This window comes from Cytobacillus gottheilii, assembly GCF_018582665.1.
GTDB lineage: Bacteria > Bacillota > Bacilli > Bacillales > Cytobacillaceae > Cytobacillus > Cytobacillus gottheilii.
Genome location: NZ_CP071709.1, coordinates 3,731,180 through 3,757,418, shown reverse-complemented (window position 1 = coordinate 3,757,418; position 26,239 = coordinate 3,731,180). Strand labels below are relative to the sequence as shown.

41 protein-coding genes are annotated in these 26,239 nt (G+C 38.3%); 33 read left to right on the top strand and 8 right to left on the bottom strand.

Annotated features, from left to right (window positions below; all coding sequences use genetic code 11):
• Window positions 1–15: 15 nt before the first annotated feature.
• The gene (locus J1899_RS18755) at window positions 16–282 is read right to left on the bottom strand and encodes a DUF3055 domain-containing protein (protein WP_214475870.1); all 267 of its coding nucleotides are present in this window, start codon (window positions 280–282) and stop codon (window positions 16–18) included.
• 184 nt (window positions 283–466) lie between these two features.
• On the opposite strand from J1899_RS18755, the gene J1899_RS18750 reads away from it, so the two are divergent.
• From J1899_RS18750 to J1899_RS18740, 3 genes are read left to right on the top strand one after another with little or no spacing between them, the layout of a single operon-like run.
• Window positions 467–1,774: an EAL domain-containing protein gene (locus J1899_RS18750; RefSeq protein WP_066442779.1), complete on the top strand. Its 1,308-nt coding sequence runs from the start codon at window positions 467–469 to the stop codon at window positions 1,772–1,774.
• Window positions 1,775–1,791: 17 nt separating this feature from the next.
• Window positions 1,792–2,229, top strand: coding sequence for a DUF86 domain-containing protein (locus tag J1899_RS18745; protein ID WP_214475868.1), 438 nt, complete (start codon window positions 1,792–1,794; stop codon window positions 2,227–2,229).
• A 29-nt stretch (window positions 2,230–2,258) separates the two neighbouring features.
• Window positions 2,259–3,023, top strand: a complete 765-nt coding sequence (locus J1899_RS18740; protein ID WP_214475865.1) for a TIGR01457 family HAD-type hydrolase — start codon at window positions 2,259–2,261, stop codon at window positions 3,021–3,023.
• 54 nt (window positions 3,024–3,077) lie between these two features.
• Here the strand turns inward: J1899_RS18740 and J1899_RS18735 are convergent, their stop codons facing one another.
• Window positions 3,078–3,578, bottom strand: a complete 501-nt coding sequence (locus J1899_RS18735) for a phosphatidylglycerophosphatase A family protein (protein WP_066442782.1) — start codon at window positions 3,576–3,578, stop codon at window positions 3,078–3,080.
• A 198-nt stretch (window positions 3,579–3,776) separates the two neighbouring features.
• On the opposite strand from J1899_RS18735, the gene yutH reads away from it, so the two are divergent.
• The 4 genes from yutH (at window position 3,777) to thrB (ending at window position 8,254) form a co-directional block, all read left to right on the top strand.
• Window positions 3,777–4,784 (top strand): spore coat putative kinase YutH, encoded by a 1,008-nt coding sequence (gene yutH, locus J1899_RS18730; RefSeq protein ID WP_066442783.1) that lies wholly within the window; start codon window positions 3,777–3,779, stop codon window positions 4,782–4,784.
• A gap of 190 nt (window positions 4,785–4,974) precedes the next feature.
• The gene (locus tag J1899_RS18725) at window positions 4,975–6,273 is read left to right on the top strand and encodes a homoserine dehydrogenase (RefSeq protein WP_214475863.1); all 1,299 of its coding nucleotides are present in this window, start codon (window positions 4,975–4,977) and stop codon (window positions 6,271–6,273) included.
• Window positions 6,270–7,331, top strand: a complete 1,062-nt coding sequence (gene thrC, locus J1899_RS18720) for a threonine synthase (protein WP_214475861.1) — start codon at window positions 6,270–6,272, stop codon at window positions 7,329–7,331. The genes J1899_RS18725 and thrC overlap by 4 nt, the downstream gene beginning before the upstream one ends.
• Entirely contained in the window at window positions 7,328–8,254 is a 927-nt protein-coding gene (gene thrB, locus J1899_RS18715; RefSeq protein ID WP_214475859.1) for a homoserine kinase, read from the top strand. The genes thrC and thrB overlap by 4 nt, the downstream gene beginning before the upstream one ends.
• Window positions 8,255–8,270: 16 nt before the next feature.
• On the opposite strand, the gene J1899_RS18710 is transcribed toward thrB, so the two are convergent.
• On the bottom strand, window positions 8,271–8,510 hold the full coding sequence (locus J1899_RS18710; protein ID WP_066442787.1) for a NifU family protein: 240 nt from the start codon (window positions 8,508–8,510) through the stop codon (window positions 8,271–8,273).
• Window positions 8,511–8,660: 150 nt separating this feature from the next.
• Here J1899_RS18710 and J1899_RS18705 point away from each other — a divergent pair, with 150 nt between their 5' ends.
• Entirely contained in the window at window positions 8,661–8,984 is a 324-nt protein-coding gene (locus J1899_RS18705; protein ID WP_066442788.1) for a YuzD family protein, read from the top strand.
• A gap of 178 nt (window positions 8,985–9,162) precedes the next feature.
• A complete protein-coding gene (locus J1899_RS18700; RefSeq protein ID WP_214475857.1) occupies window positions 9,163–9,813 on the top strand; it encodes a DUF4309 domain-containing protein in 651 nt (216 codons plus the stop codon).
• Between the two features lie 681 nt (window positions 9,814–10,494).
• Here the strand turns inward: J1899_RS18700 and J1899_RS18695 are convergent.
• The 5 genes from J1899_RS18695 to J1899_RS18675 form a co-directional block, all read right to left on the bottom strand.
• Complete coding sequence (locus J1899_RS18695; RefSeq protein WP_214475855.1) at window positions 10,495–11,670, bottom strand: tyrosine-type recombinase/integrase; 1,176 nt, start codon at window positions 11,668–11,670, stop codon at window positions 10,495–10,497.
• A gap of 37 nt (window positions 11,671–11,707) precedes the next feature.
• Complete coding sequence (locus tag J1899_RS18690) at window positions 11,708–12,085, bottom strand: hypothetical protein (protein ID WP_214475852.1); 378 nt, start codon at window positions 12,083–12,085, stop codon at window positions 11,708–11,710.
• A 4-nt stretch (window positions 12,086–12,089) separates the two neighbouring features.
• Window positions 12,090–12,446, bottom strand: coding sequence for a hypothetical protein (locus J1899_RS18685; protein WP_214475851.1), 357 nt, complete (start codon window positions 12,444–12,446; stop codon window positions 12,090–12,092).
• The gene (locus tag J1899_RS18680; protein ID WP_214475849.1) at window positions 12,446–13,063 is read right to left on the bottom strand and encodes an ImmA/IrrE family metallo-endopeptidase; all 618 of its coding nucleotides are present in this window, start codon (window positions 13,061–13,063) and stop codon (window positions 12,446–12,448) included. Before J1899_RS18680 ends, J1899_RS18685 begins: the two co-directional genes overlap by 1 nt.
• A 73-nt stretch (window positions 13,064–13,136) precedes the next feature.
• Window positions 13,137–13,463 (bottom strand): helix-turn-helix domain-containing protein, encoded by a 327-nt coding sequence (locus J1899_RS18675; RefSeq protein ID WP_214475846.1) that lies wholly within the window; start codon window positions 13,461–13,463, stop codon window positions 13,137–13,139.
• A gap of 168 nt (window positions 13,464–13,631) precedes the next feature.
• On the opposite strand from J1899_RS18675, the gene J1899_RS18670 reads away from it, so the two are divergent.
• The 24 genes from J1899_RS18670 (at window position 13,632) to J1899_RS18555 (ending at window position 26,196) form a co-directional block, all read left to right on the top strand.
• The gene (locus tag J1899_RS18670; protein ID WP_214475842.1) at window positions 13,632–13,844 is read left to right on the top strand and encodes a helix-turn-helix transcriptional regulator; all 213 of its coding nucleotides are present in this window, start codon (window positions 13,632–13,634) and stop codon (window positions 13,842–13,844) included.
• Between the two features lie 32 nt (window positions 13,845–13,876).
• Window positions 13,877–14,029, top strand: a complete 153-nt coding sequence (locus J1899_RS18665) for a hypothetical protein (RefSeq protein ID WP_214475839.1) — start codon at window positions 13,877–13,879, stop codon at window positions 14,027–14,029.
• Between the two features lie 13 nt (window positions 14,030–14,042).
• A complete protein-coding gene (locus J1899_RS18660; RefSeq protein ID WP_214475836.1) occupies window positions 14,043–14,192 on the top strand; it encodes a hypothetical protein in 150 nt (49 codons plus the stop codon).
• Between the two features lie 7 nt (window positions 14,193–14,199).
• Complete coding sequence (locus J1899_RS18655; protein WP_214475832.1) at window positions 14,200–14,526, top strand: hypothetical protein; 327 nt, start codon at window positions 14,200–14,202, stop codon at window positions 14,524–14,526.
• Window positions 14,526–15,197, top strand: a complete 672-nt coding sequence (locus J1899_RS18650) for a Rha family transcriptional regulator (protein WP_214475830.1) — start codon at window positions 14,526–14,528, stop codon at window positions 15,195–15,197. The genes J1899_RS18655 and J1899_RS18650 overlap by 1 nt, the downstream gene beginning before the upstream one ends.
• Before the next feature lie 142 nt (window positions 15,198–15,339).
• Window positions 15,340–15,603 carry a helix-turn-helix domain-containing protein gene (locus J1899_RS18645; RefSeq protein WP_214475827.1) on the top strand — a complete coding sequence of 88 codons (264 nt, stop codon included), beginning with the start codon at window positions 15,340–15,342 and terminating at the stop codon, window positions 15,601–15,603.
• A gap of 13 nt (window positions 15,604–15,616) precedes the next feature.
• A complete protein-coding gene (locus J1899_RS18640; protein ID WP_214475824.1) occupies window positions 15,617–15,925 on the top strand; it encodes a DUF6075 family protein in 309 nt (102 codons plus the stop codon).
• Between the two features lie 505 nt (window positions 15,926–16,430).
• Entirely contained in the window at window positions 16,431–16,616 is a 186-nt protein-coding gene (locus J1899_RS18635; protein WP_214475821.1) for a hypothetical protein, read from the top strand.
• On the top strand, window positions 16,601–18,586 hold the full coding sequence (locus J1899_RS18630; RefSeq protein ID WP_214475819.1) for an AAA family ATPase: 1,986 nt from the start codon (window positions 16,601–16,603) through the stop codon (window positions 18,584–18,586). Before J1899_RS18635 ends, J1899_RS18630 begins: the two co-directional genes overlap by 16 nt.
• Complete coding sequence (locus J1899_RS18625) at window positions 18,586–18,756, top strand: hypothetical protein (protein ID WP_214475816.1); 171 nt, start codon at window positions 18,586–18,588, stop codon at window positions 18,754–18,756. Before J1899_RS18630 ends, J1899_RS18625 begins: the two co-directional genes overlap by 1 nt.
• Window positions 18,753–19,667 carry a recombinase RecT gene (locus J1899_RS18620; protein ID WP_214475814.1) on the top strand — a complete coding sequence of 305 codons (915 nt, stop codon included), beginning with the start codon at window positions 18,753–18,755 and terminating at the stop codon, window positions 19,665–19,667. The genes J1899_RS18625 and J1899_RS18620 overlap by 4 nt, the downstream gene beginning before the upstream one ends.
• Window positions 19,667–20,368: an MBL fold metallo-hydrolase gene (locus J1899_RS18615; protein ID WP_214475811.1), complete on the top strand. Its 702-nt coding sequence runs from the start codon at window positions 19,667–19,669 to the stop codon at window positions 20,366–20,368. The genes J1899_RS18620 and J1899_RS18615 overlap by 1 nt, the downstream gene beginning before the upstream one ends.
• A 50-nt stretch (window positions 20,369–20,418) precedes the next feature.
• Complete coding sequence (locus J1899_RS18610; RefSeq protein WP_214475809.1) at window positions 20,419–21,282, top strand: DnaD domain-containing protein; 864 nt, start codon at window positions 20,419–20,421, stop codon at window positions 21,280–21,282.
• A 2-nt stretch (window positions 21,283–21,284) separates the two neighbouring features.
• Window positions 21,285–21,473, top strand: a complete 189-nt coding sequence (locus J1899_RS18605; RefSeq protein WP_214475806.1) for a hypothetical protein — start codon at window positions 21,285–21,287, stop codon at window positions 21,471–21,473.
• A 271-nt stretch (window positions 21,474–21,744) separates the two neighbouring features.
• Window positions 21,745–22,071 carry a hypothetical protein gene (locus J1899_RS18600; protein WP_214475805.1) on the top strand — a complete coding sequence of 109 codons (327 nt, stop codon included), beginning with the start codon at window positions 21,745–21,747 and terminating at the stop codon, window positions 22,069–22,071.
• Between the two features lie 96 nt (window positions 22,072–22,167).
• On the top strand, window positions 22,168–22,383 hold the full coding sequence (locus J1899_RS18595; protein ID WP_214475802.1) for a hypothetical protein: 216 nt from the start codon (window positions 22,168–22,170) through the stop codon (window positions 22,381–22,383).
• Window positions 22,383–22,583 carry a DUF6011 domain-containing protein gene (locus J1899_RS18590; protein ID WP_214475800.1) on the top strand — a complete coding sequence of 67 codons (201 nt, stop codon included), beginning with the start codon at window positions 22,383–22,385 and terminating at the stop codon, window positions 22,581–22,583. Before J1899_RS18595 ends, J1899_RS18590 begins: the two co-directional genes overlap by 1 nt.
• On the top strand, window positions 22,583–23,002 hold the full coding sequence (locus J1899_RS18585) for a RusA family crossover junction endodeoxyribonuclease (RefSeq protein ID WP_214475797.1): 420 nt from the start codon (window positions 22,583–22,585) through the stop codon (window positions 23,000–23,002). Before J1899_RS18590 ends, J1899_RS18585 begins: the two co-directional genes overlap by 1 nt.
• 168 nt (window positions 23,003–23,170) lie before the next feature.
• Entirely contained in the window at window positions 23,171–23,374 is a 204-nt protein-coding gene (locus tag J1899_RS18580) for a hypothetical protein (protein ID WP_214475794.1), read from the top strand.
• A gap of 59 nt (window positions 23,375–23,433) precedes the next feature.
• Window positions 23,434–23,931, top strand: coding sequence for a site-specific integrase (locus J1899_RS18575; RefSeq protein ID WP_425515013.1), 498 nt, complete (start codon window positions 23,434–23,436; stop codon window positions 23,929–23,931).
• Between the two features lie 32 nt (window positions 23,932–23,963).
• A complete protein-coding gene (locus J1899_RS18570; protein ID WP_214475791.1) occupies window positions 23,964–24,359 on the top strand; it encodes a hypothetical protein in 396 nt (131 codons plus the stop codon).
• A 253-nt stretch (window positions 24,360–24,612) separates the two neighbouring features.
• The gene (locus J1899_RS18565) at window positions 24,613–24,960 is read left to right on the top strand and encodes a YopX family protein (protein WP_425514983.1); all 348 of its coding nucleotides are present in this window, start codon (window positions 24,613–24,615) and stop codon (window positions 24,958–24,960) included.
• 32 nt (window positions 24,961–24,992) lie between these two features.
• Complete coding sequence (locus tag J1899_RS18560; protein ID WP_214475787.1) at window positions 24,993–25,997, top strand: DNA cytosine methyltransferase; 1,005 nt, start codon at window positions 24,993–24,995, stop codon at window positions 25,995–25,997.
• A gap of 28 nt (window positions 25,998–26,025) precedes the next feature.
• Window positions 26,026–26,196, top strand: a complete 171-nt coding sequence (locus tag J1899_RS18555) for a hypothetical protein (protein WP_214475785.1) — start codon at window positions 26,026–26,028, stop codon at window positions 26,194–26,196.
• Window positions 26,197–26,239: the final 43 nt, after the last annotated feature.

Here is a 26,239-nt window from a genome sequence, read left to right as displayed (position 1 = left end):
AACATATATTCAGTCTTAAATTACCTCATAAAGAAACGTACGCAGCTCTGCAGCATCTTCCTCTGAAAGCTGGTAAATGGATTCAAGATATCCCTCTTCCTCTAGGTCATCGCTTCCGATAATCGCAAAACGGCTGCCTTGCAGGTCAAGGACAAGCTGTTTTCCATAAAACCGGTTTGAACGGATTAACGCTAAGTCGAAGCGCTTATTTTCACCCATAAAACTAATGAATCTGGTTTTTGTATCCTCAAGATCATTATAAAGAAAAAAACGTTCAGACATTTCAAAATCTCCTTTAATTCTCATAATTGCTCATCTCATTCTATATCTTAACAGATTTGTTGCATTTTAACGGATAAGCGGAAGAAAACACCGTATTTTTAATGGAAAAAACCGCTAAAGTATGCATATTATGATACAATTGAATCAAAATAAATCGATGTTTGCTTCTGAGAGGAATGGGACAATGGCTGGTCAAATAATAAAAAAAGTAAAAGCGCTTTTTCAATGGGGGAAAATTCTTCTTCCGCTAAATCAGCTGCGCTATTTTCCACCAAGGTTTGTAATTCGTGATCCGATTGCAGAAGGTGTAAAAAAAGCTTTTAAAATGGATTTTGAAACTGCGGTGATCGTCTATAATATTAAGAATCTGCAGGAGCTATCCGATCAGCTTGGTGAAACAGAATATGTCCGTTTCATTAGCTTAATGAAAAAGACCTTTCAAAAGGTAATTGCACAGGAGGTAAATGACGATTTAATTGCATTGCATGACTATTATAGTGATGGATTAGCCTTATTTATTAGAGTAAATCATAATATACATAGCGTGTCTGATATTGACAGCACAATGAAAAAAATATTGCGTGAATCTGAAAAAATGATGTTTCCTGAATTAGGGCAAATAAAGCCTAAATTCGAAACTGGATACATGTTTATTCAGCGAAAGCACTATTCTATACAAGAATCAATTTACAAAGCCCATCAGCAGGCAGTAGCAATGGCAGAAAAAAGAGTAAAAACAGAATTTAATGAAATGGTATATTCCATCAGCAAAATTATTTCCCAAAAAGATATACATATCCTGGCACAGCCGATTATTACCCTTGCCACAGGGGAAGTTAGAGCATGGGAAATGCTTACAAGAGGTCCGAAGGGAACAACATTAGAGAATCCGCTTCAGCTTTTCTCCGTTGCGAGACAAACTGGAATGCTATACAATCTGGAAATGATTGTTTTCGAAAAAATACTGCAGCAAATTATTGCTACAGGCTGCACACAGGAAATTTTCATTAATTTCACTCCAATTACACTGGGGAATCAGCGATTTGTCAGAGATATAAAGGAGACGCTTCAAAGACATAGCGAAATTTCTCCAAAGCAAATGATTTTTGAAATTACTGAACGCGATTCAATTGAAGGGATGGACCATTTTATTTACAATATAAAAGTGCTTCGTACTCTAGGCTTTAGAATTGCTATTGACGATACTGGTGCGGGATATGCGAGTTTAAATTCGATCAGTGAAATTTTGCCGGATATTATAAAAATTGACCGTGCTGTTATTCAGGATATTGACAAAAATACAGTAAAAGAATCCTTGCTGAAAGGACTGCTGCTGGTTGCAAAAGAAACAGGTTCAATTGTAGTAGCAGAAGGAATTGAGAGCAAAGAAGAGGAATCCGTCCTTGCACGGAATAAGGTAGACCTTGCACAAGGCTACTTGTATGCGCGTCCGGGTGTACTTAACAGATCTTTAGAAATCGCAATGGATTAAAAGGATAGGTGAGATAAATGTACTTTGTTGATCGCAACAAGATAGAGGACACACTACAGCATTATAATAGCCAGCTCCTGCTATTCAAGCAGCAGTCTGAATGGACAACTCCGATTGAAAAGGCTGCACTGGCAAGAGTCACACATATTATGATTGAAGCGATTCTGGACACAGGAAATGCCATGATTGATGGTTTTATTATGCGGGATCCTGGAAGCTATGATGATATTATCGACATCCTTGAAGATGAAAAGGTTATCGAAGATACAATGAGCAGCGGAATGAAGGAATTCATATCCTACCGTAAAATACTTGTGCAAGACTACATAAATATAGACCATCAGCAGCTGCTGACTATAACCAAAAACAACTTACATATTTTAGAGATATTCCCTGAGAAAATCAGGAATTACTTAACAAATGAACTCGGACCTGTTTCTGCATTCAAAGAATAGGATTTCGACATCGTTAGGAGGCTGTAATCGTGAATAACTACAAAGGCTATATGATTGATTTAGACGGTACGATGTATAGAGGTACTGAATTAATTCAAGAAGCAGCTGATTTTGTGCAGAAGCTGAAAGAGCGGAATATACCTTATTTGTTTGTCACAAACAATTCTTCTAAAACTCCTGAGCAGGTTGCGGAAAAGCTAAATGATTTCAGTATTGCTGCTCATAAAGATCAAGTATTTACAACAAGTATGGCAACTGCCAATTATATTGCCGAAAAGAAGAAAGATGCATCTGTTTATGTGATTGGAGAAGAAGGCATCAGAACAGCGATTGCCGAGCAGAATTTACGTTCTGCTGAGGAAGATGCTGAGTATGTTGTTGTAGGGATTGATCGAGCGATTTCTTATGAGAAGCTGGCAACAGCCTGTTTGGCTGTAAGAAATGGAGCTCAATTTATTTCTACAAACGGCGATATTGCGCTCCCGACTGAAAGAGGGCTGCTTCCTGGAAATGGTTCCATCACATCTGTTATAACGGTTTCCACACAGACTAAACCAACTTTTATCGGCAAACCTGAATCGATTATCATGGAACAGGCTTTAAAAGTGTTAGGGACAAGCCTGGAAGATACTATAATGGTTGGAGACAATTATGATACCGACATCTTAGCAGGCATGAATGCGGGAATGGATACATTGCTCGTCCATACTGGGGTTACCACAAAGGAACTCCTGCTCGGCTATGAAAAGAAACCAACCTATGTATTGGATTCACTTGCACAATGGGAGTTTTAATATAAGAAAAGATGGAGCCTAAACCGCTCCATCTTTTTTTAGTGAACCTCTTATTTATTTCTCGCCTTTAGCACTATGTGCAAGTCTGCTTGACGCAGCAGCGGCAATAGCGCCGACAATATCATCTAAAAATGTATGGCATCTGTCTGAATTTTTATCATTAAGTTCCTTTAAAATCCCTGGCTTTAACTTATCGATATAACCAAAATTGGTTAATCCAATGGATCCATATACATTCACAATAGATAAGGCCAATACTTCATCCACACCATATAATCCTTCATCAATTTCAATAATGGTTTGCAGCGGATCAAGCAGTTTCTTCTGTTCTGCAAGCATATCGAGCTGGATCCCTGTTAGAATCGCATTTTGTACTTCTCTTTTAGATAAGACGCGTTGTACATTATCTACACACGTATCCATTTGGAGGTTTGGATGATATTTTTCCTGGAGAAAGAAGACAAGTTCAGCGATGTCATTAATTTCTACTCCTCTTTCATGCAGCCATTTTCGAGCTGTCTTCTCGGTTAATGAAATTTCTTTTTCTTTACTCATTGCTGTCACCTTTTCTATTTATATTCTTCATCTATATACCCATTTTTCCAGTAATACACTTAAATAGCAAATTATATTGCTGCCGGAAATACCACATTTTCATCTTTTCCCTGTTGAATGTACTTATACAAGTCATAAAGAAAGATTCTGCAATTTGAATCATACATATAACTATCATACGTGAAAGGGGACAATAATATGATTACAAGGCTATTAAACGAAATGTACGGGATAAAAGCTGAGGAAGAGATGAGAATTGGCAATTATGCTGCATGCAGATTTAATAATCAATATTATATGCTGGTGCCTGCTGATCATTTACAGGAAGATGAAATTATGGAACTCGATCAAATTGCAGCACATCTCGTCAATAATGGAGAACGGCATGTCAGTACATTTTTAAAAACAAAAGAAGGAAGAGAATTCAGTAATTGGGAACAAGCGAAATATTGTGTTCTGGTCAATCAGCAGCTGGAAAGAAGGAAGGGAATGAAATGCGGCAGAAAGCTGGCAAAATTTCATTACAGAGGAAGGTCTGTTTCTTTTCCTGTTAAAAAACTAAGCCGTATCGGTCAGTGGAAACAGATGTGGGAGACTCGATTAGATCAAATGGAAAAGGTTTGGAATGAAATGTTATTTCAAGAACCAGAAAGTGATTTTGATCGTCTTTTCCTAGAATCATTTCCCTATTATATGGGCATCTGTGAAAATGCCATTCAGTTTCTTGTGGATTCCGAATTTGATGACGAGCCAACGATGAATGACAGTGGTACAGTATGTCATGGGCGCTTCACCTCAAAAACATGGTCAGGGGCTTATTACTTAAAGAACCCATTTGAGTGGGTTTTTGATCATAGCACACGGGACCTTGCCGAATGGACCCGTGAAAGATATTTTTATAACATCAAAACATATGAACCTGAGCTAAAGCAATTTTTAAAGGAATATCAATCAATTAGCCCTCTTTCTTCGTTCTCATGGAGATTATATTACTCTCGGCTGTTTTTCCCGCTTCATTATTTTGAATGCGTTGAAGCCTATTATAGCTCCAGTTCAGAACAGGAAAAACATATGCTCGAGGAACGCCTGGAAAAGTATCTGCAGCAGTCAGTTGACCATGAACGCTTTCTGGCTGGATTTTTTGAGTTAGCAGAGGTTCCGCGTAAACAATGGAATATTGCTGTACCAGAATGGCTGTATGTGTAAAAGCAGGGGAATTTCCTCTGCTTTTATTTTTTGATTGCTGATTTTTTATAAGAATTGAACTGTTTTTTCCTCAATTAGACAAAAGTTTTCTTAAAATTCTTATTGTAATGTCAGTTATTCAATATTATAATGTCTACTATAGAAAAACAATTGTTCTTTTAAGGTGAACATTTAAAGGGGAGAAGACTCGATGAACGGAATCTCGATCGGATTATTAGGACTTGGAACAGTAGGTTCAGGTGTCGTAAAAATTATAAAAAATCATCAGGATAAACTCATGCATCAAGTTGGCTGCCCTGTTTCCATTAAGAAGATTCTTGTTAAAGATGTACATAAACAGCGCGCAGTAGAGGTTGATTCTTCACTGGTCACAACAGATCCAGATGAGGTGATCAATGATGCAGATATTGATGTCATTATTGAAGTTATGGGCGGTGTCGAAGAAACAAAGGAGTATTTGCTGACTGCCTTAAAAAATCGGAAGCATGTAGTGACAGCAAATAAAGATTTAATGGCCGTTTATGGACCAGAATTACTTGCTGTTGCATCACAATATGGCTGTGATTTGTTTTATGAAGCAAGCGTGGCAGGCGGAATCCCGATCTTAAGAGGGCTTGCCGATGGACTTTCCTCAGATCGTATTACAAAAATGATGGGTATTGTCAATGGAACGACCAATTTTATCCTAACAAAGATGAGCCAGCAAGGATTAGCCTATGAAGATGTGCTTAAAGAAGCCCAGGAACTTGGCTACGCGGAGAGTGATCCAACTGCTGATGTAGAAGGACTTGATGCAGCAAGGAAAATGGCCATTCTATCTACTCTCGGCTTCTCGATGAATATTGATTTGGATGATGTAAAGGTTAAAGGCATTTCAAGTATTACGGAAGAAGATCTGGCATATGGAAAGCAATTTGGCTATTGCATGAAACTGATCGGCATTGCCGAACGAGATGGTGAAAAGGTAGAGGTAAGTGTTCAGCCTACATTGTTAGCCAAATCACATCCGCTGGCATCTGTGCAAGATGAATACAATGCAGTGTATGTATATGGAGAGGCGGTTGGCGAAACGATGTTTTACGGACCAGGTGCAGGCAGTATGCCAACTGCAACAGCAGTTGTTTCTGATGTTGTTGGTGTTATGAAAAATATGCGTCTAGGGGTAAATGGCAAAAGTGCAGTGACACCTCAATATGACAAAAAATTAAAGAGTGCTGATGAAATTTTTTCTAAATACTTTATGCGCATTCATGTAAAAGACCAGGTTGGCGTTTTTGCTAACATTACAAGCATTTTTTCTGATCATCATGTCAGCTTCGAAAAAATTCTGCAGCTTCCCCTTGAAGAAGAGGGAATGGCAGAAATAGTCGTTGTTACACATAAGGCAGCATTAAGCGATTATGAAAATATCCTCGTACAACTGCGGGATTTAGAACCAGTTCATACAATTAAAAGCTCTTACCGAGTAGAAGGAAGTGTAAAGGCATGAGATGGGAAGGCTTGCTAAAAACATACAAACAATATTTGCCGGTCAATGAGGAAACGCCGCTGCTGACCTTAAATGAAGGCAATACCCCTCTCATCCGCTTGGATAAGCTTTCTAGAGACTGGGGAGTGGATTTATATGTAAAAACGGAGGGAGCGAATCCGACTGGCTCCTTCAAGGACAGAGGCATGGTTATGGCTGTTGCAAAAGCAAAGGAAGAGGGCAGTGAGGCTATTATTTGCGCTTCAACAGGAAACACTTCTGCTGCAGCTGCTGCTTATGCAGCAAGAGCGGGATTGCGCTGTATCGTCGTTATTCCTGAAGGGAAAATAGCAGCAGGAAAGCTGGCACAGGCCGTCATGTACGGTGCTGAGGTCATTTCAATTGATGGTAACTTTGATGAAGCACTATCCATTGTTCGAAATATCGCAAAAGAGGGACAAGTGACACTTGTTAACTCTGTTAATCCGTACCGGCTTGAAGGACAGAAGACGGCCGCTTTTGAAATATGCGACGGATTAGGTGGCGCACCTGATGTATTAGCATTACCTGTAGGCAATGCCGGGAATATCAGTGCCTATTGGAAAGGTTTTAAAGAATACCATCAGGTAAATTCTACAGGACTCCCGAAAATGCATGGGATGCAGGCTGCAGGGGCTGCAGCAATTGTTCACAATCGAGTTTTTGAAAATCCAGAAACAATTGCTACTGCGATCCGTATAGGAAATCCAGCCAGCTGGGGTTTGGCTTCCAATGCATTACAAGAATCCAATGGAAAGATTGATGAAGTAAGTGACGAAGAGATTCTTTCCATGTACCGGAAGCTTGCTTCAACAGAAGGTATTTTTGCAGAGCCGGCTTCATGTGCATCACTGGCTGGAGTTTATAAGCAGCTTCGCAATGGAGAAATTGCGCATAAAACGCAAATAGTTGCTGTATTAACAGGCAATGGTTTAAAAGATCCGGACACAGCAATGACAGCCAGTCTGATTCAGCCTGTACATCTGCCGAATGATGAAGATATTGTTGCTGCACATATTAAAGGAGCTGTCCATGTATGATGGAAGGGGAAATGCTGACCATTGAAGTACCTGCCAGCTCAGCTAATTTAGGACCAGGTTTTGATTCAATTGGATTAGCGCTTAATTTATATTTAAAGCTAGAGATAACACATTCAGAAACGTGGACAGTTGTTCCACTTACAAGTAATTTAACAGACTTTCCGACTGATGAGAGCCATTTTATCTTTCAAATTGCCATGAAGACAGCAAAAGCATATGGGAAGGTTCTGCCAACGTGTACAATGGAAATATCAAGTGAAATTCCATTGGCACGCGGGCTTGGCTCCAGTGCGGCCGCGATCGTTGCAGGCATTGAGCTGGCGGATGCTTTATGTGAATTAAAATTAAGCAAACAGGATAAGTTTGGCTTAGCTTCTGCATATGAGGGACATCCTGATAATGCAGGAGCCTCACTGTATGGCGGACTTGTCATCGGAGTTATGATGGAGAATTATACAGATGCAGTTGTTCTGCATGACTTGGATTTTGAAGTCGTCGCTGCGATTCCACAGGAAGAATTGCTGACAAAAGAATCACGAAAGGTTCTTCCAAGCCACTTAAAGTTCCATGAAGCAGTGAAAGCTGGAGCCGTTGGCAATGTTCTTGTTGCTGCTTTGGCAAATGGACAATTCGAGCTGGCTGGGAAAATGATGCAGAGTGATTTGTATCACCAGCCTTATCGTAAAGAGCTTATTCCACATTTAGCCGATTTAGAGGAGAAAGCAATAAAGTACGGAGCATTTGGTGTAGCTCTAAGCGGCGCTGGTCCATCCGTTTTATGCTTTACTCGTTCTGGTTATTCAGCGGACTTAATGAGAAAGCTGAAAGAAGATATGCCGCTCCTGGATTTTAAGTCATTACGAGTGGATCATGGCGGCAGCACAGTGGTCATGTCGAATGGAAATAAAAAAGCGATGTCCTAAGACATCGCTTTTGTTATTAAAATACTTGTTCTACTTCTACTACGCCTGGAACCTCTTCTAAAAGAGCGCGTTCAATACCAGCTTTTAACGTAATTGTTGAACTTGGGCATGTGCCGCATGCGCCTAGCAAGCGAAGCTTAACAATACCATCCTCTACATCAACGAGTTCACAATCGCCGCCATCACGAAGAAGGAACGGACGTAATTTATCTAATACTTCCTGTACTTGTTCATTCATAGTTGTTTGTTCTGCCATATGAAATCGACTCCTTTCCTACCTATATTATAATCAAATGCTTAGCAAAAATCTATTCTCAAACACGAAATTCCGCTCCTTGTAACTTTTTCATATGTTTCCTATATCGACATATTGTAAAATAGGAAGTAGAAAAAAGGAGGCAGAAAGATGAACCGTAAAGTAGAAGTAACGATCTATGGAGCAGAGGTGCTGTGCCCAAGCTGTGTAAACTTGCCTTCATCAAAGGAAACATATGAATGGCTGGAGGCTGCTATATCGCGTAAATACCCGGAACAGCCATTTACAATATCCTATGTTGATATTCATCAGCCGCCCGAAAACCAAGAAAAACAGCAGTTTGCTCAAAGAGTGATTGAAGAGGATATGTTTTATCCAGTTGTCTTAATTGAAGAAGAAATTGTTGGAGAAGGAAATCCGAAGCTAAAAACGATTTACGCTGAAATGGAGAAATACGGCTATACACCGGCATAAAAAAGATTGCAGACATGTTCTGCAATCTTTTTTAACAGCGTTTATTCATTCAATACAGTGGAATTATGCTAATAGAAGATCATTTTTTGTAATCAAAATGAAATATTTTTGTAAAATATTGAGACTTTCTCATTTCTCAGTCGTCTAATGTATGAATGTAATTGAGGAGGGAACTATTTTGAAGAAAAAATGGTATTTATATGGATTTTTATTTCTATTGGCAGCCGGCGGTGCGATATTTTTTTTGAATAACCAAGATGAGCGGGAACAGGCAGTTGCAACCCAATCTGCAGAAGAATTAGCAACTAATGAAGTACAGAAAGGGCAAGAATCCGGTGACGATATTAAACAGAACGAAGATAATGCTGCGGTTCAACACGATGATAAAGAAACAGAAGACCAAACCTCTGAGCAAGAGACAGAGATGAATCTCGATCAGTGGCTAGAGCAAGCGCAAAATGGGGTTCTGGATGGAGTCGATGTCCAGCTTGCATCACAGATGGATGATGTAAAGCAAGCGTATGGTGAACCGTTACGTACAGAGAATTATATGGAAGGCGATTATTATCATTATCAGGATTTTACAGTGATCGCTAATCATGCTGAAAAGGTTCATAGCATTAAAGTAACGGATACATTATTTCCATTTGCACTTGAGGATATTGTAAATGAATTAGGCGAAGGAAGCATATGGGTTGAACACGACGATTATACAGCTTATTCATACTCAATAGGTGAATATCGTCTCTTAGTTTATTTTCATCCAGCATCTAAAGCTGTTCAAACGATATGGCTGATTGATGATCAATTGGTGGACACGGCTTCTTAAAGAGGATTATTTTTGAGTAATCTTAAGATTATTTAAAAAAAGAGAAAAGTGCAATCTATTTTAATTAGAGATTGCACTTTTTTTATCTGTAGATTATCTTATCTGTATTTTCAAAGACCTTAATATTTATGTAATTCGACGCACCTATTAACATTGGCGTCGCTTGTTCGCCTCATAACTTTTCGCTGATTGTCATAATAACACCGACTAAAACAATAACAATTCCAATGATTATTGTAATTTTGTTTCTCGTCGGAAACTTTTTAAATTTAGATATCATACGTTGTCCCCACCGCCCTTACCTTATTTTAACGTGTGTAACAATATGTAAGCAAGAGCTATCTCAAGAGAACAGCTGCTGCTCATGTACCGTATTGGATTCAAATAATGCTACTGTTATTGGATGTACTTAAGGAAATTGGCAGTGTGATATAAAAACCCAACAAAAAAAGTGCAATCTGCTGTTTTTGATTGCACTTTTCTTATTTCAAATATAAATAAAGATTGCTAAATCAACATTCTATATTACCAAATATTATTGGGTGAATAGTTATCCGTTATGATACTTATGCATCGTACAATTATTTAAAAAGCCTATTGTACCAAGGGTTAAAGCAATATAATTAAGCAGATTCTCTATAAAACCCAACAAAAACCCAACATTTTTTTAGTTTTTGATTTTTAAAGGATACTATTAATGATTTTTGATAGTCCGTCGTCGACTTGTGATTGCATCTTTTTTGTAACGTGTGTATAAATCTGTGTAGTAATTCTTCCGTCAGAATGTCCGAGTCTTTTCATTATGGCCGGAAGAGAAGCTTTTGCTTCTGCAAGCATAGAAGTGTGTGTATGTCTAAATATGTGAGGATGTAAGTTTTTTTCGAAAGTGGTCCATTTATTATATCTTTTTAACCTGTGATGGACAAATCGAGGTGATAAGGGAAAACCGTTATCACGTGTGAATAAAAAATTGGCGTCGTGCCATTCATCTCTCATTGCCATTTTTCTTTCCTTTTGTCTCTTCATATGTCTTATCAGCATTTCAACAATTTTAGGATCAATAGAAATTGTCCTAATGGATTTTTCGGTTTTGGGAGTAAGTAATTCGTATTCATGCATCTTACCATCGATATTATAGATTGTTTTTGATATGCTAATTTCTTTAATGAAGACATTAAGATCACTTTCCTTAAGAGCACACAATTCACCAATTCTCATGCCGGTAAAGGAAAGTAAGTAGAACATCTCCAGATCATTAATTAATCCTCGATCTTCGACCAAGGATAAAAACTCCTTTAGTTCTTCATGTTCCAGATACTTCTCTTCGACTTCATTTGCTTCAATTTCTTCAACAGTTAGTAACTTCTTTGGAATAACAGCAAAATCAGCAGGAGATTCCTTGATAATGTTGTTTATAATCGCGTATAGAAATATCTTTTTAGCGCAAGTGTGTGCGTTGACGATTGTATTTCGAGAATAACCGTCCTTCTGCATTTTCTTAATTACATTTTGATACATAGCTCTTGATATTTTATTGACCTGAATATTCGCTATGTATTTTCCAAAACGCTTAACATGGTATATTTGAGATCTGTGAGCACTAATTTTTAGATTATTTTTATTAGCATCCAACCAAGAAGAAGCAAGTTCAGCAAATGTCGTATTTGAAGTTGTACCTGTAAGTAAACCAAACTCCTCAATTTCCTTTAGTTTCTTTTCAAGATTCGCTTTAGCTTCCTTCTTGCTTTTCCCCCTGGCGGATATTTGTCTTCTTTTACCACTAACGGGGTCTTTTAAAGTATCAGATTGCGCTTCTATTACTTTACCTTTTTTAAGTTTGACTTCCCTAAAGTGCATGCTGAATCCTCCTCCAGTTTGAATGAGGAAGATCTCCTCATATAAGTAAAATACTCTTATTATTTTCTTTGGGTATAACGGACATTACTTTGCTGATTTCATTTGTGGGTAGTATAAATTGATTGATTACATAAGGGTCTACACCGTGATCATGAATCCTTTTCTTAATAGAAACTAAATTTAAACCAAAACGATCGGGAATCACTTCATTAAAAATAAAATCTGAAAAATAAATAGCAGCACTGTTAAGATTCTCATTGAATTTTTCAGTTCCTACATAATTAAAAGGTGTAATTGCATCAAAGAAATGTACAGGCTTGTCCCACTTGATTTCTGTTGGTTTGAAAGTGAGTACGTACATATAGGGCACCAGTAGCTTATTTATTTCTTCAAAATAAAGTCTTTGCTGAGGCATTGGATTACCACCTTTGATTATTTAGCAATAAACATTCTTCAACATCTGCAACAAGCAGAATGAATTGCCTTATATAATGGACATTTGCATCTTGTTCTAGAGCGCGAGCTTTAATGCGAGATAGAGAAATGCCTAGGCGATTTGGCCGCAATGTGGATTTCAAAATCTCAGCAGAGTCGATTGATACACTCATTAAGCTGTCATCTAAATCGGTAGTCTTTATACGCTCAAACGGAGCTGTAACATCGAAATAAAATGTCTCTTCTGACCAATCCACATCATCATCTTCAAATCTAATGCCATACCAATACGGGTAGATCATGGCATCAATCTCATCATAATAAACTGCTTGTCTAATCATTAGATTTTCACCTCATCTTTATTTACACTAATTTGTTTATTTAGTTGATTAAGAATTCTTATAGTTTCAGGTGAGAGCATCGTAGAAGCCTTACGATATCTATGTTTCTCTCGTTCTTTTAATTTATTATCCATTTCAAATGTGCGAACTCTATTTCTTATCTGTTCTAGCCTTTTCACCGCTATATCACGATTAATTAGAAAAGTTTCTTCTATTAAATTAATAAATTCGTGTTCACTTAACGGTTTTTCTAATTCCTCAAACATATAGAACGGTATTGCTGCGTATAACAAAAATTGATTTGCTTGCGTTTCTTGTAAATGTCGAAACAAATCAGGTAACTGCTCCTGGCTTCCTACATGTCTAAACGGATGACCAATTTCATGAAAAAATACAGAGCGAATCTCTTTAACTGATTGTTTAGGATTTAAAAACACTACAGCAAAGTCGTCATCCCAGATCGCCCTATTTGGTGCATCATCTAAAAATTTTACTTTAATATTGAACGCAGCTTCTAAGTTTCTGAGGGTTAGATCAGCTGGTGACCACATATCATTTCTTTTGTAAATATCCTCAATGATTAGTTCCAGTTCGGTTTTTACATAGTTTGCGAACACAATAATCTCTCCCTTGGTTGATTTTACAAACGTATGTTCTATTTAAAGTGAAAATAAAAAAGGGATGGCTCCCTTACTTATTTTTTTCTTTCATTTTACGGAATATCTCAAGTTGAAGATCAAGATAGTCTTTTTCTTCTTCGGTAATATTTTCATAATCATGAAACGCAGAATTAATGTTCTTTTTCTCTTTTTCGCGTTCGTTTGATTCCCCGAGGATATAGTCAGTTGAAACTTCAAAGAAGTGAGCAAAAGACTTAACCAATTCTATATCAGGTTTTCTTGCACCAGTCTCATATCCAGAAATAGTAGACTCTGCAAGCTTGAATTTTTCACCGAGTTGTTTTGAGGTTAACTTTCTTTCTTTCCGTAAGCTTCTTAACCTTTGGCCAAACTCCATCGGTATACCACCTTACATTATATGTTCTTAATATAAATTATACTTCGCAATATGCAAACTTCAACTTTTTTTAAAAAACTTTGCAAAATGCGTTGACTCTTTGCGTTATGCGATGTTAATATATATTTAACAACACAATATGCAAAGTTTTGAAGGGAGTGATAAGTAATGAGTCTTCCAAAACAAGCTAGGTTACAAGCTGGATTGAGTATAGAAAACGCAGCTAAATTGCTTAATATATCTGGAGGATACCTTTCTCAAATTGAAAATGGGCAAAGACAAATAAGTGCTGAAAGAGCCAAAGAAATTGCAAAACTTTATAACATGTCTACCGAAGAAATTTTTTTACCTAGTCGCTACGCGATTCGCGAAGTTGGTTGAATTGAGTCACCCAACCAAGGAGAGTGCAGAAAATGACCCAAAAACAAAAAGACAAAGTCTTGCAAGATCTTCTTCAATTATTCTCAGATAACCATGTTACTTTCGCAGATGTTCCTAGCATCATTGAAAGTATGGAAGCTGAACTGAAAGAACTCAGTCAGCAACAGTTTATTCGCATTCCTTAAAGGGAGGAAGCAAATGGATATCACCCAGAAAGTCATCTGGGCTGAAATCAAACTCAAAGTCCTAGAATCAGCCATGATGCTAAATGACGATTACTCGAATGCAGATGTCACTGAAAAACTCATGGAGATTGTTGAGTTACTCGATAATACAGAACCGAGGTGATTAATATATGCCAAGCATTAATATTCCGTTAAGTGAAATGGCCAACGAAGTAGTGGTTGATCATATCAAACTACTCTGTCAGCAAGCTTACGAACAAGGTGTAGAAGATGCCAGGAAAAAATTCAGTTTTCCAGAGGTTCTAACAAAGGAGCACCTTGTTGAGATCTTTCAAGTTGAAAAATCCACTGTAAATAAAATTGTAGCTATTCCAACATTTCCGAAATTGAAGGATGTTCGCGCTAGATATCCCAGAGAGCAAGTTTTTAGTTGGATAACTAACAACTCAACATGGGTTGATAAGAACACTAATTATTTTAGTAAGGAGGCTATGTAATGAACCAATTAGTTTTTATTGAAAAAAATCAAGCTGTTACTGACAGTCTCACAGTTGCTGAAGTTTTTGGAAAGCGTCATGACAATGTTGTTTCAGACATTGAAAATCAAATCGAAAAATTGGTTGCTGCCGGAGAAAAGGAATTCTCACTCCTAAACTTTAAGGAGTCAACTTATGTAAACGATCGGCATAGGAAATACCGAAAGATCAACTTAACAGAAGATGCTTTCACTATAATCGCAATGTCTTATGTAACTCCAGAAGCAATGACTATGAAAGTGAAATTCATACAAGAATTCAAAAAAATGCGTGAACAACTATCACAGCCACGTGTGCTGACTGAAAGAGAGCAACTCATGGCCTCTATGAGAATCACACTTGAAACATCTGAAAAGGTAGATCAGATCGAAAATAAAATCATCACACTTGAACAAAAGGTTGATGAACAGATCACTCTTACATCAGGTGAACAACGTAGGCTACAAAGAGGAATTGCTACTAAAGTTTATGAGACCAGTGATGATCCCAAAGTTCGGCCAACCCTTTTTAGAGAATTGCATCGAGAAATTAAAGACCGTTTCGGTGTTGCCAGCTATAAAGACCTCAAGAAGAAGGAGCTGCAGGCGGCTCTTCGTTACATAGAAAGCTGGATACCACGCAAAACAGCATGAGTAAAGCAGCACCGTGAAGCTGCCAGGCTAAAGAAACGGTGCGCTTTCCTTCATATATATATTTTATTAGCAATCTAGTTAAAAATCTGTTCCGCGCTGGCACTGTTCCAAACTGGAACAAAAGAGGAGGGGAGATAGAAAGATGCAAGTCGGTGGAATTTTGAAGATTTGCAGAGAAAAAGCCGGGTTCTCACAAGAACAACTAGCAGAAAAATTACATAGGTCCCGGAGCTGCATATCAAAAATAGAGAGCGATAAGAAAACATTAGATTTAGGAACATTTATCAGATGGATGAATGAAACATCTGCAACAGACATTGCTTGTGCAATTGTCTCTGGAGTTGATCCAGTCATGTTGATGCAACAGATGATGCCGTTAGTTGGTGGGTTTATCAAATTCTTATAAGGAAGTGAACAAAATGGGGAACGTGATTCCTTCGTATATGAGTAACGATCGTTATTGGAGAGCTGTTATTTATCTATTTAAAAATAACGTAAAACTACAAAGTGTTTTTACCACTAAATATTTTGATTTAGAAGAAGGCACGATCAAGATAACTGCATTAAAAAGAAACGCAGCGCCTTGGTCAAGTTCAGAGAAGTTCATGCTGAATCTTGCGCTCCATTTATTTAATCAGAACAACAAAGTAAATCTATCAGATATGGATCTATTGGATGACAACAATAAAAAGCTAGCAATGGAAGCTATCAGATTAAGGTTCTTTTAGGAGGGTTTATGAAATGGATCAATATATCGCAGTACTGATGTTACTGCCATTACTGACTTTTTTTATAGGAGTAGTTTACGGAGATTTCAAAGCAGAAAAGAAAAAGCAGTAAGCTTTGCCCAGCTCACTGCCCAATCAGCGTCAACGACGCAGAATAATCGAATTAATGTCATTTTAACACAAATAAGATGGCGCGACAAGAACCTTTGTTCTCGTCGTTGAGGCTAGGAAGGGTTTTCTCCCCATCCCCCTTTACCTTCCTAGTCTGAACGGTGCGGAACAAAGCACCAACTGATCCATGAAAACTAGATAGAGAGGAGGCAGGTCATGCGAGTAAAAGTAAAGGATTGGCTTAGTTTGAGTCCTGTTGATCGCTACATGTCCATTAGACGTGCATATGTTGCTACACAAAAAAGACCCCTGCTGCAACAGGAGTCGGCTTGAAAAAATATTATTATCGTCATTTTATCATACTGCCATTTGGCGGTAAAGGGAGGATAAAACTGTGTCTTTTGAAACTAAAAAAGGAATGGTGTACGAGCCTGTAAATCCTATATTAACTAGTCTATTCAATACGTTGAAGAAAAATGCCCCTGTTTTAGACGGCAGTCGAGTTTTTGAAGATTTGGTTGAAGCATATGAAACTCTCGATCAGGACTTAAAGGAGGAAATGAAATGTCAAAGCGCTTAACTTTACTTACCCTCACACTTAGAAATTTTAAAGGAGTTAAGGAATTTTCGTTAATGGCTGCTGGTGGAAATGTAAAAATTTTTGGTGATAATGCCACTGGAAAGACTACTTTATTCGATGCCTTTGTTTGGTTGCTATTCGATAAAGATAGCCAAAACAAAAAGGACTTTTCATTAAAAACTTTAGCCGATGGCAAAGAATTGCATGGTCTTGATCATGAAGTGGAAGGTCAGTTTTATCTGGATGGAAAGCAACTTTCACTTAAAAAAGTCTATTCCGAGAAATGGACAAAGAAGCGTGGTTCTGCAACTGCAGAGTTTTCGGGACACACAACAGATTACTTCATCGATGGTGTCCCTTCAAAGCTAAAGGAATATAAAGCGCTTGTTGATTCAATTGTTCAAGAAGATGTATTCAAACTTCTTACGAGCCCTTCTTTCTTTAATGAGCAGCTTAAGTGGCAGGATCGTCGTAAAACATTGCTAGAAATTTGTGGTGATATCTCAGATGACGATGTAATTGCCAGTAATCCTGAATTAGCTGCACTTCCAACAATCTTACAAGCTCGAAAACTTGAAGATCACAGAAAGATCATCGCCGCAAGGAGAGCTGAGATTAATAAGGAACTTGATAGAATTCCAGTCCGCATCAGCGAGGTTCAGCGCGGGATACCAGATCTAAGTGATGTAGATAAAATTTCACTTGAAGCAGAGGTAAAGAAGCTGAATGCAGAGATAGATGAACTCATGACACAGATCAGCAGCATTAAGAACGGTAAAGCCATTTCTGATAAACAGAAGGAAATTCAGGAAATTGAAATAGCACTCTTAGAAATCAAGCGTGATCATGATGCTGGCGCAAAAGATACGATCTACCAATTGAGAGCCCGCATTCAAGAAGAGAAATCTAACCTATCTATACTGCAATCTAAGGTCAGCAGTATCACTTCTAGCAAGCGTCATAATGATGAAAACATTAAATCCATTGATACTCAGCTTTCAATACTGCGTGATGAATGGCATGAGATTAATAACCAGGTGTTTACTCATAATTTAGAATGTGAATGTCCTTCTTGTGGACAGGCACTACCAGAAGAACAAGTAAGTGCTGCCCGTGAGAAAGCTCTGGAACAATTTAATCTTGAAAAGGCACGAAAGCTAGAAGGGATCGACACGAGAGGAAAACAAGCGAAGGCTCGTAAGGAATCTCTAAATAGTGATAATGAAAAATTGAAAAAAGATTATGAAAAACTCAACTCCCAAGTTACTGAAAAGGAAGAATTGGTAGCGAAGCTTGAAACTCAACTTCAACAACAAGAAGGCCTTGTAACCGATGTCCTTGATAATACTGCATATGTTGAAAAACTCATAGAAAAGCAGACATTAGAAGAAGGAATTAAACAGGTACAAGAATTAGCTGAGGAATCAGTAAAATACATTCAAAGTGAAATCATGAAATTGCGTGATATGCGTGATGTAAAACAAGATGAAATTAGTAAATTTTCCGTTGTCGACCATGCTAATGTCCGGATTTCTGAATTAGAAGCACAGGAAAGAGAATTGGGTGCTGAGTTCGAACGTATAGAGCACGAGCTTTATCTTGCTGATCAATTCATCAGAACTAAAGTTGATCTGTTGGAAGATAAGATCAACAGCCGTTTCAAATATGCACGTTTTAATCTATTTAAAACAAATATCAATGGAGGTTTGGAAGAAATTTGCGAAACGACATATAACGGTGTCCCATATTCTAGCGGTCTGAACAACGCTGCTAGGATTAATGTCGGCCTAGACATCATTAATACCCTTTCAGAGCATTACGGTTTCTTTGCGCCAATCTTCATAGACAACAGTGAAGCAGTCACTAAGATAATTGATACTAAGTCACAAACGGTGAGTCTTGTAGTCTCTGAGCATGATAAGAAGCTAAGAGTGGAAACAGATCCAGAAGATATGAAGGAGGCAATCTAGTGGCTAAGTACATCATTGAAGAAGAGAAGGTTATTACCATCAGGGGAGAGATAGAAGCTAACAACGCTCAAGAAGCAGTCCTTTCATTTAAAAATCAACATTTAAATAAACGTACAGTGTATGAGTTGACAGAGAATTCCCAGACAGTAGTGAAGGAGGTTCAATCATGAGTAATAATAATCAAGTCTCAATAATCCAGAAGGATATAACAGATGACGTGAACAAAAGCTTGACTAGGTTGCAGGATGACGGTTTAGTCCTGCCTCCTAGTTACAATGCAAGTAATGCATTAAAGAGTGCTTTTTTCAAATTACAAGAAATAAAAGACAAGAATGGTAAGCCAGCCTTAGATGTTTGTACAAGGGAATCAATCGCAAATACTCTCTTGGACATGGTTACACAGGGACTAAGTCCAGCAAAGACGCAATGCTACTTCATTGTTTACGGCAACCAATTGCAATTAAATCGCTCCTACTTCGGTACACAGGCAGTTCTTAAGCGATTAACAAACGTCAAAGATATCTGGGCAAACGTGATCTTTGAAGGAGATGTGTTTGATTATGCAATCGAAGGTGGTCGAGAAAAACTCATAAAGCATGAAACTAATTTTCTGAATAGGGATAACGAAATCTTAGGTGCCTATGCGGTTGTAAAAACAAATGACGATGAAGAAATACTAACTGTTATGACTCGAAAAGAAATCGATACTTCCTGGAGCCAAGCAAAAACAAAGAACGTGCAAAATAAATTCCCTCAAGAAATGGCAAAACGTACAGTAATCAATCGTGCTGCTAAATCCTTTATTAACACATCTGATGATAGTGATTTACTTGTAGATGCCATTAATAGGTCAACAGAACATGAGTATGAAGATGATCGTAAAGAAATTAACCCTGAATATGCTACTCAAAAGGAAATTGAGCAAAATGCAAATCAAGAAGTTATTGATATTAAGAGAAATGAACCTTTAAAAAAGCAACCTGTGATTATTGATGCTTCAGAAGAAAAGAAACAGGATCAGTTCCAACATACTGACGAAAGTCAACGGGGGCATGCTGCCGATGATGGTCCGAACTGGTAATGATTGAGATCACATCAATCGCATCTGGAAGTAAGGGGAACTGCTACCGTGTTACAGACGGTCATACTCCCCTTCTGCTGGAATGCGGTATTAACTACAAAGAAATACAAAGAGCATTTAATTTTCGACTGTCAGAGGTTGCTGGCTGCTTAATAACGCATGAGCATGGAGATCACTCTAAAAGTATTAAAGATGTGCTGAAATCGGGGATTAACTGCTATATGTCAAACGGTACTGCAGATGCCCTTAAGGTTGATCATCATCGTATTAAAAGAGTGAATTCCCTGCAACAATTTCAAATAGGTACCTGGACCATAAAGCCATTCGATGTTCAGCATGATGTCAGCGAGCCTTTTGGGTTCTTACTGGCCAACGAAGCAGGAGAAAAGCTTTTATTCGCCACTGACACTTACTACATCAAATACAAGTTTGAAGGTCTTACACACATCATGGTGGAGTGCAATTATTCAAGAGATATCCTAGTCCAAAACATCATTGATGGCAGGTTGCCAAAAGTGATGAAAAAGCGATTAGAACAGTCGCATTTTAGCTTAGAGAATGTTAAAGAGTTTTTTAAAGCAAATGATCTTAGTAAGGTTCAGGAGATTTGGTTGCTGCATCTTAGTGATACAAATAGTAACGAAGATCTATTTAAACGAGAAATACAAGCGTTAACTGGAAAGTTAGTTTTCATTCCATAAACACCAGCTCTGTATATAACAAGAAACTGTAAAGGAGGGGATAAGTCAACATGAATTACATTAAGGAGCTTAACGCTTTCTATGATTGGCTCGAACTAAATGAACTGTCTCCATCAGCAATTAATTTATGGTACGCATTAATGCACATAAATAATAAGGCTGCATGGGCAGAAACATTTACGGTAGCTGAATCGGTGCTTTGCGTTAAGACAGGTTTAACCGATCGAACCCTTCGAAAAGTTAGAAATGAACTTAAGCAGAAAAACAGAATAGATTTCATCTCCAGGAAGGGCGGAAGAGCTCCTATTTATAAGTTGATATCTTTCTTCTCTACGGAAAATTATTCCGCGCCTTTCATACCTACGGAAATAAATTCCGCGGTTAGTGTCACGGATAGTGCCGAGGGTTGTTCCGTAGGTAGTGCCGGAGATAGTTCCGCATTAAATAAACTAAAAGAAACTAAACAAAACGAAACAATAAAAACAGCTACTGCTACGCACGCGAATTATTTTGACGAATACATGATTTGCTTTTCTGGACAACCTAATCCAATTCAGATTCAAGAGATTAATAGTTTTATTGATCAAGATGGATTAGAGGTTGAAGTTGTATGCACTGCATTCAGAAAGGCTGCCGAAGCCGGAGCTAAATATGCGTATGCTAGGAGCATTTTGAACAGGTGGGCAAAGCAAGGAGTTAAGAGCATGTCCGACGTTGAGAGAGAGCAAGAACAACACAATCAACGTAAACAGCAAAGCAACTTTTCTCCCAGAAAAGGCATTAGAACAGAAATGGTACCGGGATGGTTTGATGATAAACAGGAGAATAACAGCAACCCTAAACCGGTCAATGATGAAGAAGCTAAAAGAGCCAAAATGAACGATGCTTTAAAAAGATTACGTGGGAGTGGGTAAGAATGGGTGTCCTTTATAAGGCTGCTGTTGCAGAAAAACGGTTGAAAAAGAATTTCATTCTTGAAAGGTTGCAAGGTATGAGCATCCAAGTCAGTCAGCAAGGCATACCCCTTGATCAGCTAAGTTATGAAGAATTGAAATACGAATATGTTCTTGCTTCGTTTCGTGACATAGACACCGAAAGAACATAAAATACATGGTTTTGAAAGGAGCAGTTTAAATGTCAATCAACAATGTAAAACCAGTCTCACGTTGTCCTAAATGCCTTACTAAGGGCATGGTACTTAGAAAAAACAACGAGTTACTTGATATGCGTTGCCAGGACGAGGAATGCAAAAACGAATGGACCACTCACTCTCTTAAATGCAAAGAATGCGGAAATCCTAACGGTTATGTAGTGCCGGGGCCTTGCATGGAGTGTTACCAACTTAAATACAGGTCATCATGAGGGGAAGTTACTTTATGACAAGAAATATAAATTTTGAAGAAGTGCCAAAGCATGAGGTATCAGAAAGGTCATTAAGTCATTTGCAGGCCGTCATGTATAAACAAGATGATATCGGAGTTGAAAGGTACGGAGAAGCTTTGCAGCACTATCTTAACTACGATTGGGAAGCTATGGCGGATGAAGAAATCGCTGACTTTCTGAAATATCGTCAGTGCGCTAGAGAGCGAAAAGCGCATGTTATCGAGATCCTAAAAGCTGGACTGAGAGCAACGGAATCAGAGTCCAAAGATTATATCCAAATCGCACTTGAATTGCTGACCGTGGAGGGCACAGGTAAATGAATTTAAGCAATGCAACCCTGAGTCAGCTGCTCTACATAGCTAGATTTACGGAAAAGACATCCGAGGCTCAGGATGAATTGATTAGGAGGATTGTCGATGGCTTTCCAACAAACAAAGATCACCAGAAGGCGCAAACACGAAGCAGAGCAGGCAATACAGGATTTGTTAAAGAGAGGGTTTGAGATTGTTACCCCTTTAAAAGAATACGGAAGTGAAGGAAAGGTATTTAAGACAGATGCTTACAACAGGAAAATTTTTGTCCAGAACAATCATAACTCTTGCTGGATTGCTGTGATGAGGAGGGAAGCTTAATGAATTGCCCAATGTGCAACCGTCCTTTAAAAAGCGCGAAGAGCATTGCAGCAGGTATTGGACCTGTCTGTGCTCGTAAGCTGTCTGAATTAAAAGATACTGCGGACCAAGACCAACTTAAGATGGAGATAGTAGCAGAAGAGCCTCCGGAAGGTCAAATGGTAATCGATGATTATTTAAATGAAGGAGCAAAACACTAATGCACAAGTTATTCATCCCTATCCAGCCAATGGGAGCTGTCCGAACAACTCAGAGACAAAAGTTTGTGGATGAACGGGCTAAAAAGTATCTAGAATATAAGCGGCATATTGCTTGGTTAACGAGGCAGCATATTAAAACTCCCACCAAGAATCCAATTTTGGTTGATGTAACGTTTTATATGCCAATCCCGAAGAGCTGGAGCCAGAAGAAAAAGGATCACTCCAATGGAGCTATTCATAAGTCTAAACCTGATATAGATAATTTAATAAAAGGATTTTTTGACAGTTTGAATAAAGTTGCTTGGGCTGATGATAACCAAGTTTATGAGGTTCATAGTAAAAAGGTTTACTCCTTTAATCCGGGTATTGGTTTTGAAATATGGGAGGCTAGTGAAGAAAAAATCTCTTTGGAGGTGTAGTCGTGCATAGTGTTTTAATCGCTGATGATCGGCCGGCTTGGATTCGGAAAGAGGATAAGATGATGGCTTGTTTTCTTCGCTGCAGTCTTTATAAAGGTTGTTCATCACGGATGGGTGCAGCATGCAATCGGTTAGGTGGTACTGAGATTCCAAAGGTGAGGTTCAGCAATGGGAAAGGCGCTTAAGCAAATCAAGAAGGATATTGCTCCAGCAATAAAAACTGCTTTTCAGAAGGGTTTAAAGACTGGAGCAGACATTCAACGCGCTGAGGACGCTAAGCATCTTATGACCTTGCTTGAAGGCTTAGAAAGCGTGCCGGGCATCGGAACAAAGACAGCAGAAAAAATCAGAACATATTTAAAAATCAAATAAGGGAGATGTCAAAATTGAAAACCGTACAACCCATACGGGACGTGGCAAAAATCGCGGCAATGAAAGAGGTCTTGATGCAACAGCATTACAGAAATTACTTTCTATTCGTTTTGGGAATCAATACAGGTTTGAGGATCAGTGATTTGCTGGCACTAAGAGTCGGTGATGTTAGGAACAAAAGCCATATCATAATCACGGAACAGAAAACTGGGAAATTGAAACGGTTTAAGATCAATAGCGAGCTCCAGGATCATATAAGCAATTTTACAATTGATAAGGAAGTGGCTGCATACCTGTTTCAATCCAGGCGCGGCCGTGATCGGATACATCGGGTGCAGGCATGGAAGATATTAAATGCAGCTGCCCGTGAGGTTGGTTTAGAGGAGATCGGTACGCATACCCTTCGTAAGACATTCGGGTATCACTTTTACCAGCGGTATAAAGACGTGGCAGTCTTGCAGCAGATATTTAACCATAGCAGTCCGGCGGTGACAATGCGTTACATCGGGATCACTCAAGATATCATCGATGAGAAGGTAGATGGCTTTAGTTTATAGGGAGCAATAAATTCTAGAAAGTGGTGATCAATTTGAGCAAAGTAACTTTGGAATATCTAGTGGATTTAGATGTTGAAATAGAAGTGATAGAAACAAAGATTTCGGAATTAAGAGATGAATTAAAAAGATTAAAAACGAGAAGAGAAAATGTAAAAAGACCTCTTGAGTTAAACAAAAAAATTAAGGCATATGAAAAGCGATATCCAGATAATCTGAATTGGACTTTGGATAGTCTTGTAAAGATTGATGAAGATTTTGATTCATGGGTTGAGAGGTTCGGCCATAAGGCAAATGGCTCAAAAAGCACTGAGTGGTTAATGGAAATTTATTCTCAACTAGGATACACGACAAATAATTGGATCAAGTGGCTTGTTGAAGTGCACGATCCACGAGTAATAGGTACTGAAATCTATAAAAAAGGTAATTAATTTTGTATTATGTTTCGTTAAATTGGAGGTTTGAAAGTGGCGGCTAAAAACAGGCAAAGATGGAGATTTACAAAGAATCGCATAAATGATCGTTGTGATTGGTGCGGTCGGTTAATTCTTGTTCAAAAGGATTATAAATCTGAATATTGCTGTAGTGGATATATGTGCGGTTGTTATGGGATGCCTATAAATCCAGTTTTCTGTTCTCCATGTGAATGGAAAGTATACGGAAAAACGAATAGGAGGAATGAACGTGCGTGAGATAAAGTTTCGTGGTTGGTATGGGAACAAAATTGGCATGTTAGAGCCATCTTTCAATGGAAACATCAATGAAATATTTGCAGAGGAAAACGGAGTATACATGCAATACACAGGTCTAAAAGACAAGAACGGCAAGGAGATTTATGAGGGGGATGTTGTTGATACAACCTATGATGGGAAATCCTTTGTTGGAATCGTTGTATATGACGTATCGGAGTTAGATTTCAAAGCAACTAATGGAAATGAAAACTACGGCAGCAATTTTCAGTATTTAACATGTTGTGAAGAGGTTGAAGTAATCGGCAACATTTACGAGGACAAACATTTAATCAACTCTTGAATTATTAAGTTTCCTAGAAAGGGGTTGGCCCAGTGATTAAGATACTTGAATTATTCGGAGGCATTGGCGCGCCTCGAAAAGCATTAATCAATCTTGGTGTAGATCATAAGTGCATCGATTATGTGGAATGGCAGGCGAACAGGGTTAAAGCCTATAACGCTTTGTATGATCACCTTCATAAACCGCAGGATATTCGCGGTTGGAATCTAAAGCCAGACATATTAGTTCATGGATCACCATGCCAGGATAACAGCAGAGGTAATCGAGATCGAAAAGGAAATAGTGACGGTTCCCGTTCAAAGTTAATGCTCGAAACATTAAGGATTATTAAGGAAATGGGCGAGTGGAAGCCGAAAGTGGTCATCTGGGAGAACGTTAAAGGTGTCCTTGATAAAGACGTCGTACCGATTTTCAATTATTACTTGCAGCAGATGAGGGATTTAGGATACACAAACTCATTTGATGTATTGGATGCTCGAAAGTTCGGCATTCCTCATGCAAGAGAAAGAGTATTTTGCGCTTCATTATTAGGTGGAGAAACATTTGATTTTGGAAAGGTGCAGCATCAGCCGATGAAGGATATTAATTCATTCTTGGAGTATGGTCCAGACGATGATATTCCAGAACAATATCTAATTACGATTCCTTCCATGCTAAACAAGATCAAAGAATTTAATCCTAATCCTAGTGGAAGTTATAAACGGCAATTGGATGTCATTACCGATTTCTGTTACACGATAACCGAAAGACAAGATCGATGCCCAAATGCAGGCATAATTCGCTTAAACAGACCACAATATCGTTACTTAACTGAACGTGAATGCTGGAGGTTGCTTGGATTTGATGATGAGGACTTTGATCTCATGCTAAAAGAGTTTCCGACAAAAGCAGGTAAAAGGAATGCTACGTTATATGCTCTTGCCGGTAATAGCATTGTGGTTCCAGTCTTAGAAGCGATATTCAAGGTGATATTAGATGGAAATTATGGAATGGAATTAATAACGGATTCAACAGGGCAGCTGCAGTTGATCTGTTAAACACAAGAGTAAGGGAGTGACCTAAAAGGTGGAGGAGTTTTTAGTTAAAGCAATCAAAACCGACAGCTGGTTAGGGATTGTACAAGGGGAAACTTACACTGCAAAAGTTTTCAAGGGTAGTTATGGGGAGAAAACAATGGTTTATACAAATGGCTATTGTGTAGCATTTCATGACAAAGATTTTAAAAAGGTTAAATAGGAAACACGGTAAGCAACGTGTTTCGCAATAGACAACATACATG